This window comes from Necropsobacter massiliensis, from assembly GCF_000827595.2.
In the GTDB taxonomy this organism is placed as follows: Bacteria; Pseudomonadota; Gammaproteobacteria; order Enterobacterales; family Pasteurellaceae; genus Necropsobacter; species Necropsobacter massiliensis.
In genome coordinates this window covers 218,219-237,813 of record NZ_LN776180.1, presented here as the reverse complement: position 1 = coordinate 237,813, position 19,595 = coordinate 218,219, and the positions used below count along the sequence as shown (strand labels likewise).

Here is a 19,595-nt window from a genome sequence, read left to right as displayed (position 1 = left end):
CCCGCCATAACTCAAGCTGCTTGATTTTAGCCACCGCATGCAACAGTTGATCAATATCGGTATGCTGCAACTGTAAGGATACCGTGCCTTCCAATTCGTCGTCGATAATTAGGTTAATGTTCTGTTCCAGCGCCAGCTGCTGCAAGGTGGGAACCAACGGTGCCTGTTTTAGACGAATGGAAAAAGCGGAATGTTCAGCCGCCGCCGTGAAAGAGCAAAAACACAGCAAAAACAGACCGCACTTTAAATATAAAGGAAGAAATTTCATCTCGCCTCCTAGAACGTCACTGTGATGGTGCTCGGTTGAGCGCAGTTTGTTTCCTGCTGCCAGCGCAAAAAGCGGATTTGGCGTGTATCAATATTGTCAATTTGGAGTTTTTCACGGGCGATAAAATCCCCTTGGCGCACACTGAGCAGTGCGTGATTTTTCGCCGTCAGTAATATTTCGCTATGTTGCGGATAAATTACCACGCCGATGATAGTGAATTCATCAAAGGCGGTATCGCCGGCGGCGGTCGCTTGGTGCGCGTTACAAGCTGTTTCCGCTTGTTGCGCTTGAGCGCTAGACGGTGCGCTCTCGGTCGCACTTTGATTGCGCCGAGTTTTATCGAAAGGATCTGCCCATGTAGGCTGACCTCCCGTAATAAGCATAACAATCAGCAGTATTTTTTTCAGCATCGTTGTTAACCTTAAGCAAAATGTAAGCGAAGTAACAGCTCAATCCGAATTGAAGCGGTATGCTGGTCGTTGTCGACGCGGTTAATTTGCAGCGAAACGACGTTCAGTTGTCTGTTGGCGGTTAAAAGTGCGGTCATAAATCGGTTAAAATCGGCAAAATGTCCTTCTAATTGCAGGTGCAACAGCGGGTTTCGGCTAAATTCCCAGTCGCTGACAAGCAAATGTAGCTCAGTCGGTAGGAGTTGCCGCACCTGTCGGTTTATTGCTGGCAGGGCGGCGGTTAAACGCTGATCCAACGGTTGTTGGACAGATTGCTGTTGTAATACGGTGAATAAATTCTGCTGGTGCGTCAATTGCTGATTTTTGTCATGCAATTCCTGTTCCAACTGACGTAACAGGCGGGATTGCTGAACATAACCGCTCAGCGGAAAGGCGATTAAAAGCAGTCCTAACAGGCTTAACCACAGATTTTGCCGCAGCGGCGTCAAGGCGGCTAATTTACCGAATAGGTTGTGCGGATTGTTGAGCACGCGGTCTTTCATTGCGCCTCCTTCAATGTCAGACTGAATTCAAACCGTAACGCCGTTTGCTGCGGTGTAAAGGCGGTCAGTTTAACTTCCTGTAACCCCGGATGTGTGCTTAGAAAGTGCTGAATCCGTTCAAATTCTTGCTGGTATTCTACCTGTCCTTTAAGTTTCGGTTGCGCAGCGGACAGGACAACCTCGGATAATTCCCCCTGTTCCAGCGGCAGTTGTGCGAGCAGCGCCAGAAAGCGCAGTGCTACGGACGACGGTACTGAGGTTTGTTGTTCTTTTCCAGCATAATGGCGACGCAGCTTATTGGTTTGTTCAATGCGCTGCGTCAGCTGCTGCGACAGCTGATGCAGCTGGCGATGATAGTCGCTGGCGATGTGCCGTTGTTGCTGGATCAAATACAACAGATAAGCGCAGATGAGCGCACTGCACAATAAACAGCACAGCGTTTTCCACAAAAACACGTTCAGTTTTTGTCGGTGGCGATATTGACGCCAAGGTAACAAATTAATTGCAACGGGTTTTTGCATGTTCGGGCACTCCAGTTATTGGGTTATCTGCGGCAAATCGCGACGCCATAACGCGTTGCCCAAAGCAATCAGCGGGAGGTCGGTGTTGATTACCTGCCAGTGAGCAGGAAAAGGTTGCACCGGCGTTAAATGACTATAAACATAGACTGAACGCGGGCGGCGACGATAAGACTGACAGAATTGATCATAAAGTGCGGTCAAATTTTGGTCGATTTGTTGAGTGACATTCGCCTGCTGTGCGGTTTGCTGGATGGCGAGATTTATCTGTTCGTCCTGATAAATAAATAGCGCATCGTCATCAACGGTTTCATCCAGCAGGTAGAGAAACGCGCGAACTATGGCGTTGATATTACTGTCTAATATGCTGATTGGCAGCGGAGAATACTGCCGGATATATTTTTCTGCGATGTCCTGCCGAACGGCGAAAATATCTAAGCGAATGCCCTGGGTTAACGGCGTGGCGACATAATCAAACCAGATATTATCCACTGGCGTCGGCAGCGCATTTTGCAGTAGAAAACGGCATTGCTGTTCGGATTCCGCCGGGCTGAGGTGGTGGGGCAGCAGCATGGACTGCGTCCAGACATATAATCCCGGAATGGAGATGATAAAACTGAGATTGTTGCGCCGTTCCTGGGCGATGTGACCCATAGCCGCACGGAGTTTAGCAAGGGATAAGGGCGGGGTTAAAACGGTGGACTGCGCTCGGTCGTGCTGATCGAACCATAGGCAGTGGTAATGATTTTCGGTTTTCTGCAACCCGATTTGCAGCGGAGAACGGGGAGTTTTATGGCGACTGAACATTGGCTCTTTACCTTATCTTTACACTTAAAATGTTACTTTTAACTTTTGATTTATATCGGTTGTCTTTATACTTACGGACTACATTGCCGTTATTTACCGAGTAGATAGGGGTTAAGTTTTTCTGATTATTTTCTATATTGCATTAAACAAGAGAGAATTTTACGATGCGGATCGCAAAATTAATATTGAGTACCCTGTTGACTATCGTCGTGTTGGGCTGTGTTGTGGCCGGAATTTTATATATTCAGCTTAAAAGCGACCTTCCGAATGTGGAAACGCTGAAAAATGTTGAATTGCAGCAACCGATGCAAATTTATACCGCAGACGGTAAATTAATCGGCGAAGTGGGCGAGCAGCGCCGCATTCCAGTGAAACTGGAGCATGTGCCGAAAAAGCTGATTGAAGCGGTTCTGGCGACGGAAGACAGCCGTTTTTATGAACATCACGGGCTGGATCCGGTGGGGATTATGCGCGCGGTTTCAGTGGCGATCAGCAAAGGCGGCGCATCGCAGGGCGCCAGCACCATTACTCAGCAGTTGGCAAGAAACTTCTTTTTAACGCCGGAAAAAAATCTGATCCGTAAAGCCAAAGAAGCGATTTTAGCTATTGAAATCGAAAATACCCTGAATAAAGATGAAATCCTGGAATTGTATCTGAATAAAATTTATCTGGGTTATCGCGCCTATGGCGTGGCTGCGGCGGCAAAAACCTATTTTGGCAAAGAGCTTGAACAGCTTACGTTGTCGGAAATGGCGGTGATTGCCGGCTTGCCAAAAGCGCCCTCCACCATGAATCCGTTGTATTCTGCGAAACGTGCGGAAGAGCGCCGTAATGTGGTGTTGGGGCGTATGCTGGATATGGCATTTATCAGTAAAGAAGAATATGAACAGGCGCTACACGAGCCGATTGTCGCCAGTTATCACGGCGCGCAGCTGGATTTCCGTGCCGATTATGTCACTGAAATGGTTCGCCAGGAAATGGTGAAACGTTTCGGCGAGGAAAATGCCTACACCAGCGGTTATAAGGTTTATACCACCGTGCTGTCAAAAGATCAGTCGGAAGCGCAAAAAGCGGTTAGAAACAATGCGATTGCCTATGATATGCGCCATGGTTATCGCGGCGGTGCACCCTTATGGAAGAAAGACGAAGCCCCATGGGAACACGACAGAATTATCGGTTTTTTAAGAAAACTGCCGAATTCCGATCCGTTTATTCCGGCTGCGGTGCTAAGTACCGACAAAAACGGGGCGGAATTACTGTTGGCGAACGGAGATAACATCACCCTGTCTAATGGGGCGATGCGCTGGGCCGGCAAAAGAACGCCGAAAACCGGAGAGCAAATCTGGATTCGTCAAAATAGTGAAGGTGATTGGACATTGGGGCAGATTCCGGAAGTGAATTCTGCGCTGGTATCGTTAAACAGTGATAACGGCGCGATTGAGGCGATTGTGGGCGGGTTCAGTTTTGAACAGAGTAAATTTAACCGGGCCACCCAGTCTTTAGTCCAGGTCGGTTCATCGATTAAACCGTTTATTTATGCCGCTGCGCTGGAAAAAGGATTAACGCTGTCCAGCGTGTTGCAGGATGCGCCGATCAGCATTAAAAAGCCGGGGCAGCAGGTATGGACGCCGAAAAACTCACCGAACCGTTATGACGGACCGATGCGTTTACGCGTGGGGTTGGGGCAGTCGAAAAATATGATCGCGGTGCGAGCCATGCAAATGGCAGGTATTGACTTTACTGCGGATTTCTTACAGCGTTTCGGCTTCAAACGTGAGCAGTATTTTGCCAGTGAGGCGTTGGCGCTGGGGGCGGCATCTTTTACGCCGCTGGAAATGGCGCGCGCTTATGCAGTGTTTGATAACGGCGGGTTTTTAATCGATCCTTATCTGATAGAGAAAATTCTGGATAATTCGGGTAAAGAAATCTTTTTGGCTAACCCGAAAATTGCCTGTATTGAATGTAATCAGATTCCGGTGGTGTATGGTGAAACGGAAAAACTGGACGGATTTAAAAATATTGATTTAACTGCCGCAGATCATTTGGAACGCACGGACAGCAATACCAACGGCGAAGAAGTGGATCAAGACGGAGACGACACCGATGTGCCGGAATTGAATGCTGGCAGCGGCAAGCTGGAAGACGGTGCGGTAGACTTTATGGCGGATGCCAGAACCTCGGAATCTCAGGTGCAGTATGCGCCACGAGTGATTAGCGGCGAGCTGGCATTTTTAATCCGCAGCGCGCTGAATACCGCCATTTTCGGCGAAAAAGGGCTGGGCTGGAAAGGCACCAGTTGGCGCATGGCAAAAGAGTTTTCCCGACAGGATATCGGCGGCAAAACCGGTACCACCAATAATTCCAAAGTGGCTTGGTATGCGGGATTCGGAGCGAATATCACCACCGCGGTATACGTTGGGTTTGACGATAATAAACGCAGCCTCGGGCGCGGCGAAGCCGGTGCGCAGACTGCCATGCCGGCGTGGATTGCTTATATGAAAACCAGTTTGAGCGATATTCCGGAACGACAATTGGCACTGCCGGAGAATATCGTGCAGAAAAATATTGATACCCGCTCCGGTTTGTTGTCCAACGGCGGCGGACGCAGCGAATATTTTATCAAGGGAACGGAGCCGAAACGCGCCTATGTGGAAGAACGCGGATATTATGTACCGCCCGAACTGCAACAGCGCCTGAACGGCGGCTTCGGTCAGTCAGAACCGCAGGAATTATTCTAAACCTATGCAAAACGCACCGCACTTTAAAAAAGTGCGGTCTCTTTTTTATTGATTTTTAAAGGCGGATATTATGCTGAGTTATCGTCACAGTTTTCATGCCGGCAATCATGCCGATGTATTGAAACATTTGGTTTTAATGCTGATTATTGAAAACCTGCAACAAAAAGAAAAAGGATTTTATTATTTGGATACGCATGCTGGCGTCGGGCGCTATCGTTTATTCGGCGATGAAGCGGAAAAAACCGGCGAGTTTGCCGAAGGGATCGGGCGGCTGTGGGAACGCCAAGATTTGCCGGAGGAAGTGGCGCGTTACACAGCGTTGATCAGAAAAATCAATTACGGCGGAAAGGCGCTGCGCTATTATGCTGGTTCACCGTTGATTGCCGCAAGTTTATTGCGTCCGCAAGATCGCGCCCTGTTGACGGAGCTGCATCCGTCGGATTATCCTTTATTGCGCAATAATTTTAAGCAATTTGACAATGTGACGAGCAAACGGGATAACGGTTTTCAGCAGCTAAAAGCCACTTTACCGCCACAAGAACGGCGCGGCTTGGTGCTGATCGACCCGCCTTATGAACTGAAAGCGGATTACGATCTAGTGGTGCAAGCGGTGATCGAAGGTTACAAGCGGTTTGCCACCGGTATTTATGCGATTTGGTATCCGGTGGTGCTGCGCCAGCAGACCAAACGTATTATTAAAGGGCTGGAGGCAAGCGGTATCCGCAAGATTTTGCAGATCGAACTGGCGCTACGTCCAGATTCGGATCAGCGCGGCATGACCGCAAGCGGCATGATTGTGATTAATCCGCCGTGGACGCTGGAAGCGCAGATGCGGCGGATTCTGCCTTATTTGAGTCGGGTGCTGGTGCCGGAAGGAACCGGCAGCTGGTCATTGCAATGGATTACACCGGAGTAAGAAAATACCAATCGGATTAATTCACTCAGCCGTTTTGTATTGGGTGATAATTTTGGGCAAAATAGCAGGAATTTTTGATTAAATCGGGAGATTATGATGAGCAGACATTATGATTATTTAGCTATCGGCGGTGGCAGCGGCGGTATTGCGTCTATCAACCGGGCAGCAAGTTACGGCAAAAAATGCGCCATTATTGAAGCGAAACATTTAGGCGGTACCTGCGTTAACGTGGGCTGCGTACCGAAAAAAGTGATGTGGTACGGCGCACAAGTGGCAGAGGCGATCAAACTTTACGCGCCGGACTACGGTTTTGACGTTAGCTTGAATCGCTTTGATTTCGCCAAATTAGTGGCAAACCGTCAGGCGTATATCGGACGTATTCACACCTCATACGAAAATGTGCTGGCGAAAAATAATGTCGATGTGATTCAGGGATGGGCAAAATTTGTGGACGCCAATACCGTTGAGGTGAACGGTGAACGGATTAGTGCCGAGCATATTTTGATTGCCACCGGCGGTCGCCCGAGCCGCCCGGCAATTAAAGGCGCGGAATACGGCATTGATTCCGACGGCGTATTTGCGCTGAACGCGTTACCGCAACGAGTGGCGGTGGTCGGAGCCGGTTATATTGCGGTAGAGCTTGCCGGCGTGCTGAACAGTTTGGGCGCTGACACCCATTTGTTTGTGCGTCGCCATGCGCCGTTGCGCAATTTCGACCCTTTAATTACGGATACCTTAGTGGAGGTGATGGCGCAAGACGGTATTCATCTGCATACTCACGCAATTCCGCAGGAAGTAGTAAAAAATGCGGACGGTTCGCTGACGCTGAAACTGGAAGACGGGCGCGAGCAGGTTACCGATACGTTAATTTGGGCTATCGGACGCGAGCCGAATACGGATAAATTAAATCTGGATGTCGTCGGTGTGAAAACCAACGCGCACGGCTTTATTCAGGTCGATAAATATCAGAACACCAGCGCCAAAAATATTTATGCGGTCGGCGATATTATTGAAGGCGGCATTGAGTTGACCCCGGTTGCGGTGGCGGCGGGACGACGTTTGTCGGAGCGGTTGTTCAACCATAAACCGACCGAACATCTGGATTACAAGCTGGTGCCGACGGTGGTGTTCAGTCACCCGCCGATCGGTACTGTCGGGCTTACTGAACCGAAAGCCGTCGAGCAGTACGGCGCGGAAAATGTGAAAGTATATACCTCTTCTTTCACGCCGATGTATAGTGCCGTGACGGCACATCGTCAGCCTTGCCGAATGAAGCTGGTGTGTGCGGGTAAGGAAGAGCGAATTGTCGGTTTACACGGCATCGGTTTCGGGGTGGATGAAATGATTCAAGGCTTTGCCGTGGCGATCAAAATGGGCGCGACGAAAGCGGATTTTGACAATACCGTCGCCATTCACCCGACCGGTTCGGAAGAATTCGTGACCATGCGTTAAGGTTATTCGCGGGAAAAGTGCGGTCAGATTTTACGGCGTTTTTCCCGCTATCGGTCTAATATTTGCATATTTTGGCACAATCCAATCATATTTATGATTGGGTTTTTTATCCGTTTGGCATATTATCTTGCTGTGAGCAGCGAAAAATAAAAGACATTTCTTATAAAAAAGTATTGTTGTCGGCATACACAACAGCATAATCGCGGTAAAAAACGACCGCACTTTTGACAAGCCTTGATCTTTATCAAACCGCCCCAATATCAGAGCGTAATCCCGCATTTTGACATAAGAGAGTAGATATGAACGCAAAACGAACTAAACAACAGATTATCCCGGTTCTGCCGTTGCGTGACGTGGTAGTGTTTCCTTATATGGTGATGCCGCTGTTCGTCGGCAGAGCGAAGTCTATCCGCAGCCTTGACCAAGCGATGGAAAGCGGCAAGCAATTATTGCTGGTTTCGCAAAAACAGGCGGATCTGGAAGAACCGACCGTAGACGATGTCTATGACGTCGGGACTATCGCCAATATCATTCAGCTGCTGAAATTGCCGGATGGTACGGTGAAAGTGCTGGTTGAAGGGCAGCAGCGGGCAAAAATCTGGCATTTGGAGGATAACGGCGAGTTTTTCGCTGCCACTGTTGATCCGATCGAGACCCAATTCGGCGATGAGAAAGAGCTTGAAGTAGTAAAAAACGCAGTATTAAGTGAATTTGAAAAATATGCCAATCTGAATAAAAAATTGCAACCGGATGTGCTGTCGGCGCTACAGCGCATCGGTGATGCCGAGCGTTTAAGCGATACTATGGCTGCTCACATGCCGGTTTCCGTGCGCCAGAAGCAAGAAGTGCTGGAGCTGGCCAATGTGGAGGCGCGTCTGGAATACTTGCTCGGCTTAATGGAAAGCGAAGCGGATTTATTGCAGGTGGAAAAACGCATTCGCGGCAGAGTGAAAAAACAGATGGAAAAAAGCCAGCGCGATTATTATCTGAATGAACAAATGAAAGCCATTCAGAAAGAACTCGGTGAGGGTGAAAACGCCATTGACGAAGTGGAACAGTTGCGGCAGAAAATCGAAGAAGCGAAAATGCCGCAGGAAGCGCGCGAAAAAACACTGGCGGAACTGCAAAAGTTGAAGATGATGTCACCGATGTCCGCCGAGGCAACCGTGGTGCGCAGCTATATCGACTGGATGCTACAATTGCCTTGGTATAAGCGCAGTAAAGTGAAAAAAGACATTGCCAAAGCACAGGAAATCTTGGATGCCGACCATTATGGTTTGGAGAGAGTGAAAGAGCGTATTCTGGAATATTTAGCGGTACAAAGCCGTTTAAATCAGATCAAAGGACCGATTTTGTGTCTGGTCGGTCCGCCGGGAGTGGGAAAAACTTCACTGGGACAGTCTATTGCTAATGCCACCGGACGTAAATATGTGCGTATGGCGCTCGGCGGCGTGCGGGATGAAGCGGAAATTCGCGGGCACCGTAAAACCTATATCGGTTCTCTGCCGGGTAAACTGATTCAAAAAATGGCGAAAGCTGGCGTGAAAAATCCGCTGTTTTTGCTCGACGAGATCGATAAAATGACTTCCGATATGCGCGGTGATCCCGCCTCAGCTTTGCTTGAAGTGCTTGATCCGGAACAGAATTCGCATTTTAATGATCATTATTTGGAAGTAGATTATGACTTGTCGGACGTGATGTTTGTAGCGACCTCCAATTCAATGCACATTCCGGGACCACTGTTGGATCGTATGGAAGTCATTCGCCTGTCCGGCTATACGGAAGATGAAAAACTGAATATCGCCACCCGTCACTTACTGGCGAAACAGATCGCGCGCAACGGTTTGAAAGCCGGCGAGCTGACGATTGAAGACAATGCGATTATTGACATTATTCGCTATTACACCCGTGAAGCGGGGGTGCGTAATCTGGAACGCGAGATTTCAAAAATCTGTCGTAAGGCGGTGAAAAAACTGCTGCTTGACCCTACCTTGAAATCCATTACCGTCAACGCGGATAATCTGCATGACTATCTTGGCGTGAAACGTTTTGAGTTCGGGCGTGCCGATACGCAAAATCGAGTAGGAGAAGTTACTGGTCTGGCGTGGACTGAGGTAGGCGGCGATTTGCTGACCATTGAGACCGCATCTGTGCTCGGCAAAGGTAAGCTGACGTTCACCGGTTCGCTCGGCGATGTGATGAAAGAGTCCATTCAGGCGGCGATGACCGTAGTTCGCGCACGGGCGGAAAAATTGGGGATTGCCTCGGATTTTTATGAAAAACGCGATATTCATATTCACGTGCCGGACGGCGCAACACCGAAAGACGGTCCGAGTGCTGGGATCGCCATGTGTACCGCATTGGTTTCCTGTCTGACCGGCAATCCGGTTAAATCGGAAGTGGCGATGACCGGTGAGATCAGTCTGCGCGGTAAAGTTCTGCCGATTGGTGGTCTAAAAGAAAAACTGCTGGCGGCGCATCGCGGCGGTATTAAAACCGTGATTATTCCGAAAGAAAACGTAAAAGATCTGGAAGAGATTCCGGATAATGCGAAGAATAATCTGACTATTCATGCGGTGGAAAATATCGACGAAGTGCTGACTATCGCACTGGAGAATCCGCCAGAAGGCGTTGAGTTCGTCAAGCTCACCCCGGTGAATAAAGTCAAACCCCGCCGAGGTCGCAAAACGGCACCGCGCTTAAGTGCGGTCAATTAATTCGCCGTTTTTAGGTTTTACAGCATATAACGTTTAATAAGCCGGATTGTTCGATCCGGCTTATTTTATCGTGCCAATAACCTGAGTTTCGATTATAATCTGTCAGATTTCATTTAAATATAACATTTATAGGATAACTTCAATGTTAATGGAAAAACTCAACGGTGCGTCAAACAGCATCCTGTGGAAAATTGTGTTTAGTCTTATCGGAGTTTCGTTCGTATTGAGCGGTGTTGCCGGTTATGTGTTTACTCAGGTGGACAGTTCGGCGGCGAAAGTGAACGGACAGGAAATTTCCCAGCAAACTTTTTTGCAGCAATATAATGATGAATATCAGAAAATGAGTCAGCAGTTGGGCGCGCAGTTTGCCGCAGTGGCGGATTCGCCGGAATTTACCAACGGACTGAGACAGACGATTTTAAACCGGCTGATTGATCAGGAATTGCTACGTCAGTATGCCACGGAATTAAAACTGGATGCGGCCGACAGCCAGATTACGCAGGCAATCGTCACCACCCCGGCATTTCAGAGCGAAGGCAAATTCGATAACCGCCTGTATCAGCAAATGCTGGCAGCAAACGGGCTTAACGGCGATACCTATGCGCAATACGTGCGGGAAGGATTACGCTTTGAACAACTGCAAAGCGGCTTAGTCGGTTCGGATTTTATTGTACCGGCGCAGGCGGACAGTCTGGCGAAGTTGTTTTTTCAGCAGCGTGACGTTCGTTTCGCGGTTTTTCCCTTAGCGGATGAAGTGGCGAAACAACAGGTAACAGAACAGGAAATCAAATCCTATTATGAATCGAACCGCGCCGCATTTGCCGTACCGGAATCGGTTAAAGTGCAGTTCATTGATTTGACCCGTGCGGTTGCGGAAAAAAGCGTCAAGGTCGGCGATGTGGAAGTGGCACAGTATTATCAGGATAACAAAGCGCAGTATATGACCCAGCGTTTGGCGCATATTCAATTGCCGACTGAACAGGAAGCTAAAACGGTTTATGATAGCTTACAAAAAGGCGAAGATTTCGCTGCGCTAGCGAAACTGTATTCGGCGGATAAAATTTCTGGCGCACAGGGCGGCGATCTGGATTGGGTAGTCGCCGGCATGATGCCTCCGGCATTCGAAGAGGCAGCGGCTAAACTGGAAGTCGGTCAGTACAGCCAGCCGGTAAAAGTGGATAACGCCTATCATATTATTAAACTTGAAGACGAAAAAGTGCGCCCGCTGGAGCAGGTGAAAGATGATATTGCAGCGAAAATCCGTAATGATCTGGCGGTGAACGAGTTTTATGCGCTGGAAAAACGCGTGAATGAGAAAGCCTTTGAAAATCCGGAAAATTTAAATGCGGCGGCACAAGCGGCGAATGTGAAAGTAGAAGAAACCGGTTATTTTTCTCGTAAGGATATTCCGGCGGAGCTGAATTATTCCAATTTGGTATCGGCGATGTTTGATTCCGATATCGCTCAGGGCGGGGCGAATTCCGAAGCTATCAATGTGGGGGATCAGCATTCCATTGTAGTGCGGGTAGTAGAACACAAACCGGAAGGGGTGAAAACACTGGAGGAAGCGCGGGCGGACATCGCCAGCTACCTGAAACAGCAAAAAGCGGAGAAAATTGTACTTGCCGAAGCGGAGAAAACCGTACAGGCATTGTCTGCCGACAGCACAGCGGCATTGCCTGAACAGGTGAGATTCGGTGAAGCGGAAAAATGGGTATATGCCGAAAATAAAGACCCAGCATTAAACAATGTGATTTTCTCCATGACGAAACCGTCCGACAAACCAGTGTATGCGGCGACGAAAACCGCAGATAACCATGTCGTGGTGATTGAATTAAGTCGGGTTCAGGACGGCAAACTGAATGCTGAACAATTGCAGCAGTTCCATCGTCAGTTAGAGCAAGTGCGTCAAACGGAATTACAGTCATCATTGTTAGCGGCTTTACGCAGCAAAGCCAAGATTGAAATTAACGAGGACTTCATGCGGCAGGAATAATATTTCGCCACACTTTATTGCAAATATACTCTCGTTTTGATGCGGGAGTATTTTTTTAGCTAAAAATCGCGGTGCGACAGCTGATATTTTGTATTTTCGCTAAAATTCGCTAGTTTTTGACCGCACTTTATGGTATAAAGCACGCCGTTGTTTTGAGTTTCTCAAAATAATCGTTAAATAAACATGTTATTTTAAATCACACACATATCGTTCAGGTAAATCGGGGTGCCAAACGGTCGATTTACTGGGTATGTGGAGGCTAAACCCCAAACAAAAGGAAAATTATCATGGCACAAGTTTCAATGCGCGAAATGCTACAGGCAGGCGTTCACTTCGGTCACCAAACCCGTTACTGGAATCCAAAAATGAAACCATTCATTTTCGGACCACGCAACGGCGTTCATATCATCAATCTGGAAAAAACCGTTCCGATGTTCAACGACGCACTGGCCGAGTTAACCCGTATTGCAAGCAACAACGGTAAAATTCTGTTCGTCGGTACCAAACGTGCGGCGACCGAAGCGGTTCAGGCAGCGGCATTAGACTGTCAGCAGTACTATGTCAATCACCGCTGGTTAGGTGGTATGCTGACTAACTGGAAAACCGTTCGTCAGTCCATTAAACGCTTGAAAGATTTAGAAACTCAGTCTCAGGACGGCACTTTCGAAAAATTAACCAAGAAAGAAGCGTTAATGCGCAGCCGTGAGATGGAAAAACTTGAATTAAGCCTGGGCGGTATCAAAGATATGGCGGGTTTGCCGGATGCGGTTTTCGTTATCGGTGCGGATCATGAACATATCGCGATCAAAGAAGCGAACAATCTGGGTATTCCGGTATTTGCCATCGTTGATACCAACTCTGATCCTGACGGTATTGATTTCGTCGTTCCGGGTAATGATGATGCGGCGCGTGCAATTCAGTTGTACCTTTCCGCAGCGGCGGCAGCAGTGAAAGAAGGTCGCGGTCAGGAAGCGGTAACGGAAGAAAATTTCGTTGAAGCCGAAAAAGCTGAAGCGGCGGAATAATTCAGGTGAGTAAGGCGCAAGCCCTTATTAATCACAACGATTAATTGGTTGGCAGGGGGCTTTCGGTTCCCTGCTTTTTTCATATAAAAGTGCGGTAAAAAATCGTACTAAATTGTGTGAACAGAGGATTTTAACATGGCTGAAATTACAGCATCATTAGTAAAAGAACTTCGTGATCGTACCGGTGCAGGTATGATGGAATGTAAAAAAGCATTAGTTGAAGCGAATGGCGATATCGAATTGGCCATCGACAACATGCGTAAATCTGGTCAGGCTAAAGCGGCGAAAAAAGCAGGTCGCGTAGCGGCTGAAGGTGTAATTATCGCACGTGTTGAAAATGGTCGCGGCGTATTGGTAGAAATGAACTGTGAAACCGATTTCGTCGCCAAAGATGCCGGTTTCCAAGCATTAGCTAATGAAATTGCGGATTATGCGTTGGCGCATCCGGGCATTAAAATTGAAGAATTACAGGCACAGTTTGAAGAGCAGCGCGCCGCATTAGTGGCGAAAATCGGCGAAAATATGACTATTCGTCGTGTGGCTGAAATTGCCGGTGATGTGATTGGCTCATACCTGCACGGTGCGAAAATCGGTGTGTTGGTGGCAGCCTCCAATGCGGATGATGAATTGGTTAAACATGTTGCGATGCACGTAGCGGCAAGCCGTCCGGATTATGTCAATCCAAGCGATGTGCCGGCCGATGTGGTTGAACATGAGCGCAACATTCAAGTGGATATTGCAATGCAGTCCGGTAAACCGCGTGAAATCGCAGAAAAAATGGTTGAAGGTCGCATGAAAAAATTCACCGGTGAAGTGTCTCTGACTGGTCAGCCGTTTGTTATGGACCCGTCTAAATCTGTCGGTGATTTATTGAAAGAAAAAGGTGCGCAGGTTAGCGGATTCTTACGCTTTGAAGTGGGCGAAGGGATCGAAAAAGTGGAAAGCGATTTTGCTGCCGAAGTAGCGGCTATGTCAAAAGCGTAATCGCTCGCCTCAATACACTGAAAAGCAAGTCGGACGACTTGCTTTTTTGTTATCTTTTTGACCGCGGTATGTGGACAGCCGGATCATCGGGCGCGTGAATAGTTTCGATGATATGTTTTAAGCCATAATCGTCCGTATCGGGTTGATCATCAAATAAATTCGCGGCTTTATTCAGTTGTGGATTATCAATGCCAATCCAGTTGGCAATGCCATCTGTAAAATTCAAACCGGATTTAAATACGTTGCTAACCTTTCGGTGTGTATCGTCGCTGGAAATTTTGAACAACGGAATATCGTAGTGACGTTTGCTTTTGCCGCTGCTGTTATGAATAACAATGCTGTCCGCACTAACATGCTGCGCTAGTCCGTGATCGGAAAAATAGAGCATGGAAAAAGTGCGGTGATTTTTTTGTTCGTTTTCACGCAGGCTGGTGTAAACCCGTCGTAGCAGTTCGTCGGTTTTTTTAATGGAAGAAATATAACAGTTTACGTTGAAATATTTTTGGCTGATCTGGTTGTCGGCAAAGATTTTAGGATAGTCTTCCAGCCGATCGCAACTAATCGGGTGTGAACCGTACAGGTGTAGCACGATAAAACGTTTGCCCGGATAAGGCTGGTTAATCGTTTGTGTAAATTTCGGCAGCAATGCAAAGTCGCTGACATTGGTATTCAGCGAATCACCACTTTTCAGAAAAAAGCGTTCGTCCGCCTTTTTGGCGATGGCAGAAACCGGCGTGTCGAATTGTCCGAGATAGCCCTGATTGGACAGCCAATAGGTTCTGATGCCGGCGGATTTGACCAGATCAATTAGGTTCAGGGCGTAATTACCCTCCCAGTTTTGCGTATCGGGCTTGGTCAGCATCAGTTTTAATGAAGCGATAGTATTGGTGCCGCCGGCGGTCAATCCATCCACTAAAATGCCGTTGGCAGAAGACATAAACGGCGTATTTTCTATTGGATAACCATACGCGTGATGATAATCTTTGCGTGCGCTTTCACCGATAATCAGCACATAATCGTCATAACGGGACGCGGCATTTAACTGCGAGCCGCCCCATTGACTGTCGAGGCTGAGATTGTTCAGCATATCCAGTTCAAGAGCAACTTTTAGACCGGCGTGATAAATATCTTGCAACGGTCTAAAGGGAATATTGTCAAACAGAGCAAAGATGATTACGGCAGCAAGAAATAGCTTATTTTTGTGCAAATAAAGGCGGAATTTCTGTGTACAGTAACGAAACAACAGCACGAAACCGATAATCAGAAACGGCAGTAAATAGTTAAACAGCGGCAGCTGGGCGAGGAATTCCCGTCCTTCCATCAGATCGGTGGCGAATACCGACGCGATATATTGGTAAGAGGGCGCGCCGAAAGTCAGCCCGACCGGCGAATAGAGGGCATAAACCGACAGTAAAGGTAGCAGAACGAAATAAAATAATGTTTTCGAGGCATTAAGAATAATAATCAGCGAAGAGAATAATAAAATATCGCGTAAAGAGGGTTCGGGAAAATACCCGGAGCCAATTAACGCCAGCCGAACGGCAAGATATAGCGATATCAGCGCAATAATTGCCATCATTAACTGGATTGAATTCGGTATTCGGGGATATTTGTTTGAGGTGGACGACACGATAGATTCCTTGCTGAGTGTCTGATTTTTTGCGTATTTTACTGAATTTCACAAGGCGCTTCCACGGCTATTTTTGGCTGTGGCTATTTTCAGTGAGCGGATGTTGCTCTATAATAAGCGGAATTTTATGTCCAAGTTCTGTGAGGAAACAATGAGCAAACCTGTGTATAAACGTATTTTACTCAAACTCAGCGGAGAAGCCCTGCAAGGCGCTGAAGGATTCGGCATTGATCCGTCGATTTTAGATCGAATGGCGATTGAGATTAAAGAATTGCTGGCAATGGGCGTAGAAGTCGGTGTGGTGCTGGGCGGCGGCAATTTGTTCCGCGGGGCGAAACTGGCAAAAGCCGGTATGAACCGCGTGGTCGGTGACCATATGGGGATGTTGGCGACGGTGATGAACGGACTGGCAATGCGTGATGCGTTGCACCGTGCGGACGTCAATGCCAAACTGATGTCGGCTTTCCAGTTAAACGGGATTTGTGATACTTATAACTGGTCCGAAGCGATCAAAATGCTGCGTGAGAAACGGGTAGTCATTTTTTCTGGCGGTACCGGCAGCCCGTTTTTCACGACCGATTCCGCCGCCTGTTTGCGCGGTATCGAAATTGAAGCGGACGTTGTACTGAAAGCCACCAAAGTGGCGGGTGTGTATGATTGCGATCCGACCAAAAACCCGCAGGCGGTATTGTTTGACAAATTAACTTACGCGCAGGTAATTGAAAAAGAATTGCAGGTAATGGACTTGGCGGCATTTACTCTGGCGCGCGATCACGGTATGCCGATTCGCGTGTTTAACATGGGTAAACCGGGGGCTCTGCGTAATGTGATTTTAGGTGAAAAAGAAGGTACCTTAATCTGCGATTAAGTTGCCAAGTGATGTTTATTGATTGATTATTCTCATTTTATAAAGGAATTGCTGTGATTAACGAAATTAAAAAAGATACGCAGGCGCGTATGGAAAAAAGTCTTGAAACTTTCAAAGGACATATTGCTAAAGTCAGAACCGGTCGCGCTCAGCCAAGTTTGCTGGACGGCATTCAAGTGGAATATTACGGTGCGGCGACACCGTTGCGCCAGTTAGCTAATGTGGTGGCGGAAGATGCGCGTACGCTGGCGGTGACGGTGTTTGACCGTAGCCTGATTAGCGCGGTGGAAAAAGCGATCTTAACCTCGGATTTAGGTTTGAACCCAGCATCAGCCGGTACCACAATCCGCGTACCGTTACCGCCATTGACGGAAGAACGTCGCCGTGATCTGATTAAAATCGTTAGAGGCGAGGCGGAACAGGGCAAAATTGCGGTGCGTAATGTGCGTCGCGACGCTAATGATCAAATCAAAGCCTTACTGAAAGAGAAAGAAATCAGCGAAGATGAAGAACGCAAAGCACAGGATGAAATCCAGAAAATCACCGACACTTTCGTGAAAAAAGTGGATGACGTGCTGGCGGAAAAAGAAAAAGAACTGATGGATTTCTAATTTTCCTCGTTTTCGGCAAAGGACGCGCTCAGCGTCCTTTTTACTATTTTTAGCGGCGGGCGGCACGTCCGGCAAGCGGCATAAAAACTAATAATCACCTTAAAAGTGCGGTCAAAATATGATGCAAAATACACAAAATATTGTCATTCTCGGGTCAACCGGTTCAATCGGGCGCAGTACTCTGTCGGTTATCGAACATAATCCGGAACGCTATCGCGCCTTTGCACTGGCAGGCGGGCGCAATGTCGATTTAATGTTGCAGCAATGTGTGAAATTCCGACCGCACTTCGCCGCACTGAATGATGGACAAGCTGCGCAGGATTTGCGTGAAAAATTGACCGCACTTGGTTTGCAAACCCGCGTATTATCCGGGCCGCAGGCGATTTGTGAACTGGCGGCGCATCCCGAGGCGGATCAGGTGATGGCTGCGATTGTCGGCGCAGCGGGATTGCTGCCTACGCTGGCGGCGGTGAAAGCGGGCAAGCGGGTGCTGCTGGCAAACAAAGAGGCGCTGGTCACTTGCGGTCGGCTGTTTATTGATGAAGTGAAAAAAAACCATGCGCAGTTGTTGCCGGTGGACAGCGAGCATAATGCCATTTTTCAGTCTCTGCCGCCGCAGGCACAGCAGCAGATTGGCTTTTGTCCGCTACGCGAGTTAGGCATTGATAAAATTGTGCTGACCGGTTCGGGCGGTCCTTTTCGTTACACGGATTTAACTCAATTCGACAGCATTACGCCGGAGCAGGCGGTGGCACATCCGAATTGGTCGATGGGCAGAAAAATCTCGGTGGATTCCGCCACAATGATGAACAAAGGACTGGAATATATTGAGGCGCGCTGGTTGTTTAATGCTACGGCGGAGGAAATGGAGGTGATTATTCACCCGCAATCCATCATTCATTCCATGGTGCGTTATGCTGACGGCTCGGTGATCGCACAAATGGGCAACCCAGATATGCGCACGCCGATTGCGCAAACCATGGCGTATCCGAACCGCACTGTTGCCGGCGTTGATGCCTTGGATTTCTATCAGCTGAGCGGGCTGACTTTTATGCCGCCGGATTATCGGCGCTATCCTTGCCTGAAATTGGCGATTGATGCCTTTGCCGCTGGGCAATACGCCACCACCGCAGTCAATGCCGCAAATGAAATTGCCGTAGAAGCGTTTTTAAACCGTCGTATTCGCTTTACGGATATTGCCAGCGTTAATGCCGCCGTGATGGACAAAATCACACCGCAACCGATTGACAATATTGATGATGTGCTGCAATTGGATCAAAATGCACGACTTTTGGCAAAACAGATGATTTTGGCTTTTTAACCGCCTTATCCCTGTGGTATAGTGGCGGGCAAAATCGCACTTGATAAACCAAGTAAATTAAAATGATAGAACTTGATCCGAATAATATTCCTCAACATGTCGCCATTATTATGGACGGTAACGGTCGTTGGGCGAAACAGAAAGGGAAAATGCGCATTTTCGGGCATAAAAACGGTGTTTCCGCCGTGCGCGAAGCGGTGACCTATGCGCGCAAAATCGGGGTCAAAGTGTTAACCCTGTATGCGTTTAGCAGTGAAAACTGGAATCGCCCGGCGCAAGAAGTCAATGCCCTGATGACATTGTTTATGCAGGCGTTGGAAAAAGAAGTCAAAAAACTGCATAAAAACGATATTCGTTTGAAAATTGTCGGCGATACGGCACGTTTTAGCGCCGGGTTGCGGGAGAAAATTGCCGATGCGGAACATTTAACTGAAAAAAACACCGCACTTACCCTGAATATTGCCGCAAATTACGGCGGCTGCTGGGATATTGTGCAGGCAGCACAGAAAATCGCAACGCAGGTACAGAACAGATGTCTGACCGTCGATGAAATTAATGAAGCGGTTTTTCAGCGTTATCTGGTGACCGAAGAGCAGCCGATGGTGGATTTGTTAATTCGCACTAGCGGCGAGCAGCGGATCAGCAACTTTTTATTGTGGCAGATAGCCTATGCGGAGCTGTATTTTTCCGATGTGTTGTGGCCGGATTTTAATCAACAAGAATTTAACCGGGCTGTTGCGGCTTATCAGCAGCGTAACCGTCGTTTCGGCGGCACCGAATAAGGGGAACCAT

Annotated in this window: 16 protein-coding genes and 1 pseudogene; 11 read left to right on the top strand and 6 right to left on the bottom strand. The window is 48.1% G+C overall.

Features of this window, described 5'->3' with window-relative positions:
- From BN3349_RS03785 to BN3349_RS03765, 5 genes and pseudogenes are all read right to left on the bottom strand, one after another.
- Positions 1-268 (bottom strand): annotated as a pseudogene (locus tag BN3349_RS03785) (type IV pilus secretin PilQ); the annotation flags it as partial.
- A gap of 8 nt (positions 269-276) precedes the next feature.
- Complete coding sequence (locus BN3349_RS03780; protein WP_040976015.1) at positions 277-678, bottom strand: hypothetical protein; 402 nt, start codon at positions 676-678, stop codon at positions 277-279.
- Between the two features lie 11 nt (positions 679-689).
- Positions 690-1,220, bottom strand: coding sequence for a hypothetical protein (locus tag BN3349_RS03775; RefSeq protein WP_040976013.1), 531 nt, complete (start codon positions 1,218-1,220; stop codon positions 690-692).
- Positions 1,217-1,741 (bottom strand): PilN family protein, encoded by a 525-nt coding sequence (locus BN3349_RS03770; RefSeq protein WP_040976011.1) that lies wholly within the window; start codon positions 1,739-1,741, stop codon positions 1,217-1,219. Before BN3349_RS03770 ends, BN3349_RS03775 begins: the two co-directional genes overlap by 4 nt.
- A 15-nt stretch (positions 1,742-1,756) precedes the next feature.
- A complete protein-coding gene (locus BN3349_RS03765; protein WP_048736507.1) occupies positions 1,757-2,545 on the bottom strand; it encodes a type IV pilus biogenesis protein PilM in 789 nt (262 codons plus the stop codon).
- Positions 2,546-2,709: 164 nt separating this feature from the next.
- Here BN3349_RS03765 and BN3349_RS03760 point away from each other — a divergent pair, with 164 nt between their 5' ends.
- The 7 genes from BN3349_RS03760 (at position 2,710) to tsf (ending at position 14,373) form a co-directional block, all read left to right on the top strand.
- Positions 2,710-5,283, top strand: a complete 2,574-nt coding sequence (locus tag BN3349_RS03760) for a penicillin-binding protein 1A (RefSeq protein ID WP_040976009.1) — start codon at positions 2,710-2,712, stop codon at positions 5,281-5,283.
- A 70-nt stretch (positions 5,284-5,353) separates the two neighbouring features.
- A complete protein-coding gene (locus tag BN3349_RS03755) occupies positions 5,354-6,199 on the top strand; it encodes a 23S rRNA (adenine(2030)-N(6))-methyltransferase RlmJ (protein WP_040976008.1) in 846 nt (281 codons plus the stop codon).
- Between the two features lie 96 nt (positions 6,200-6,295).
- Complete coding sequence (gene gorA / locus BN3349_RS03750; protein ID WP_040976006.1) at positions 6,296-7,651, top strand: glutathione-disulfide reductase; 1,356 nt, start codon at positions 6,296-6,298, stop codon at positions 7,649-7,651.
- 299 nt (positions 7,652-7,950) lie between these two features.
- On the top strand, positions 7,951-10,368 hold the full coding sequence (gene lon / locus BN3349_RS03745; RefSeq protein WP_040976004.1) for an endopeptidase La: 2,418 nt from the start codon (positions 7,951-7,953) through the stop codon (positions 10,366-10,368).
- A gap of 142 nt (positions 10,369-10,510) precedes the next feature.
- Entirely contained in the window at positions 10,511-12,364 is a 1,854-nt protein-coding gene (ppiD, locus tag BN3349_RS03740) for a peptidylprolyl isomerase (protein ID WP_040976002.1), read from the top strand.
- A 287-nt stretch (positions 12,365-12,651) separates the two neighbouring features.
- On the top strand, positions 12,652-13,389 hold the full coding sequence (gene rpsB, locus BN3349_RS03735; protein WP_040976001.1) for a 30S ribosomal protein S2: 738 nt from the start codon (positions 12,652-12,654) through the stop codon (positions 13,387-13,389).
- Positions 13,390-13,524: 135 nt separating this feature from the next.
- Positions 13,525-14,373, top strand: coding sequence for a translation elongation factor Ts (tsf, locus tag BN3349_RS03730; RefSeq protein ID WP_040976000.1), 849 nt, complete (start codon positions 13,525-13,527; stop codon positions 14,371-14,373).
- Between the two features lie 49 nt (positions 14,374-14,422).
- On the opposite strand, the gene BN3349_RS03725 is transcribed toward tsf, so the two are convergent.
- Positions 14,423-15,952, bottom strand: coding sequence for a phosphoethanolamine transferase (locus tag BN3349_RS03725; protein WP_040975999.1), 1,530 nt, complete (start codon positions 15,950-15,952; stop codon positions 14,423-14,425).
- 202 nt (positions 15,953-16,154) lie between these two features.
- On the opposite strand from BN3349_RS03725, the gene pyrH reads away from it, so the two are divergent.
- The 4 genes from pyrH (at position 16,155) to uppS (ending at position 19,585) form a co-directional block, all read left to right on the top strand.
- Positions 16,155-16,871, top strand: a complete 717-nt coding sequence (pyrH, locus tag BN3349_RS03720) for a UMP kinase (protein ID WP_040975998.1) — start codon at positions 16,155-16,157, stop codon at positions 16,869-16,871.
- 53 nt (positions 16,872-16,924) lie between these two features.
- Complete coding sequence (frr, locus tag BN3349_RS03715) at positions 16,925-17,482, top strand: ribosome recycling factor (RefSeq protein WP_040975997.1); 558 nt, start codon at positions 16,925-16,927, stop codon at positions 17,480-17,482.
- Positions 17,483-17,603: 121 nt separating this feature from the next.
- Positions 17,604-18,803 (top strand): 1-deoxy-D-xylulose-5-phosphate reductoisomerase, encoded by a 1,200-nt coding sequence (gene ispC, locus BN3349_RS03710; RefSeq protein ID WP_040976031.1) that lies wholly within the window; start codon positions 17,604-17,606, stop codon positions 18,801-18,803.
- A 62-nt stretch (positions 18,804-18,865) separates the two neighbouring features.
- Positions 18,866-19,585, top strand: coding sequence for a polyprenyl diphosphate synthase (gene uppS, locus BN3349_RS03705; protein ID WP_040975996.1), 720 nt, complete (start codon positions 18,866-18,868; stop codon positions 19,583-19,585).
- The last annotated feature ends 10 nt before the right edge of the window (positions 19,586-19,595 follow it).

Coding starts and splice junctions, on each gene's coding strand:
- BN3349_RS03780 (WP_040976015.1), bottom strand. CDS start 678: ATGCTGAAAAAAATACTGCTGATTGTTATGCTTATTACGGGAGGTCAG.
- BN3349_RS03775 (WP_040976013.1), bottom strand. CDS start 1,220: ATGAAAGACCGCGTGCTCAACAATCCGCACAACCTATTCGGTAAATTA.
- BN3349_RS03770 (WP_040976011.1), bottom strand. CDS start 1,741: ATGCAAAAACCCGTTGCAATTAATTTGTTACCTTGGCGTCAATATCGC.
- BN3349_RS03765 (WP_048736507.1), bottom strand. CDS start 2,545: ATGTTCAGTCGCCATAAAACTCCCCGTTCTCCGCTGCAAATCGGGTTG.
- BN3349_RS03760 (WP_040976009.1), top strand. CDS start 2,710: ATGCGGATCGCAAAATTAATATTGAGTACCCTGTTGACTATCGTCGTG.
- BN3349_RS03755 (WP_040976008.1), top strand. CDS start 5,354: ATGCTGAGTTATCGTCACAGTTTTCATGCCGGCAATCATGCCGATGTA.
- gorA (WP_040976006.1), top strand. CDS start 6,296: ATGAGCAGACATTATGATTATTTAGCTATCGGCGGTGGCAGCGGCGGT.
- lon (WP_040976004.1), top strand. CDS start 7,951: ATGAACGCAAAACGAACTAAACAACAGATTATCCCGGTTCTGCCGTTG.
- ppiD (WP_040976002.1), top strand. CDS start 10,511: ATGTTAATGGAAAAACTCAACGGTGCGTCAAACAGCATCCTGTGGAAA.
- rpsB (WP_040976001.1), top strand. CDS start 12,652: ATGGCACAAGTTTCAATGCGCGAAATGCTACAGGCAGGCGTTCACTTC.
- tsf (WP_040976000.1), top strand. CDS start 13,525: ATGGCTGAAATTACAGCATCATTAGTAAAAGAACTTCGTGATCGTACC.
- BN3349_RS03725 (WP_040975999.1), bottom strand. CDS start 15,952: ATGATGGCAATTATTGCGCTGATATCGCTATATCTTGCCGTTCGGCTG.
- pyrH (WP_040975998.1), top strand. CDS start 16,155: ATGAGCAAACCTGTGTATAAACGTATTTTACTCAAACTCAGCGGAGAA.
- ispC (WP_040976031.1), top strand. CDS start 17,604: ATGCAAAATACACAAAATATTGTCATTCTCGGGTCAACCGGTTCAATC.
- uppS (WP_040975996.1), top strand. CDS start 18,866: ATGATAGAACTTGATCCGAATAATATTCCTCAACATGTCGCCATTATT.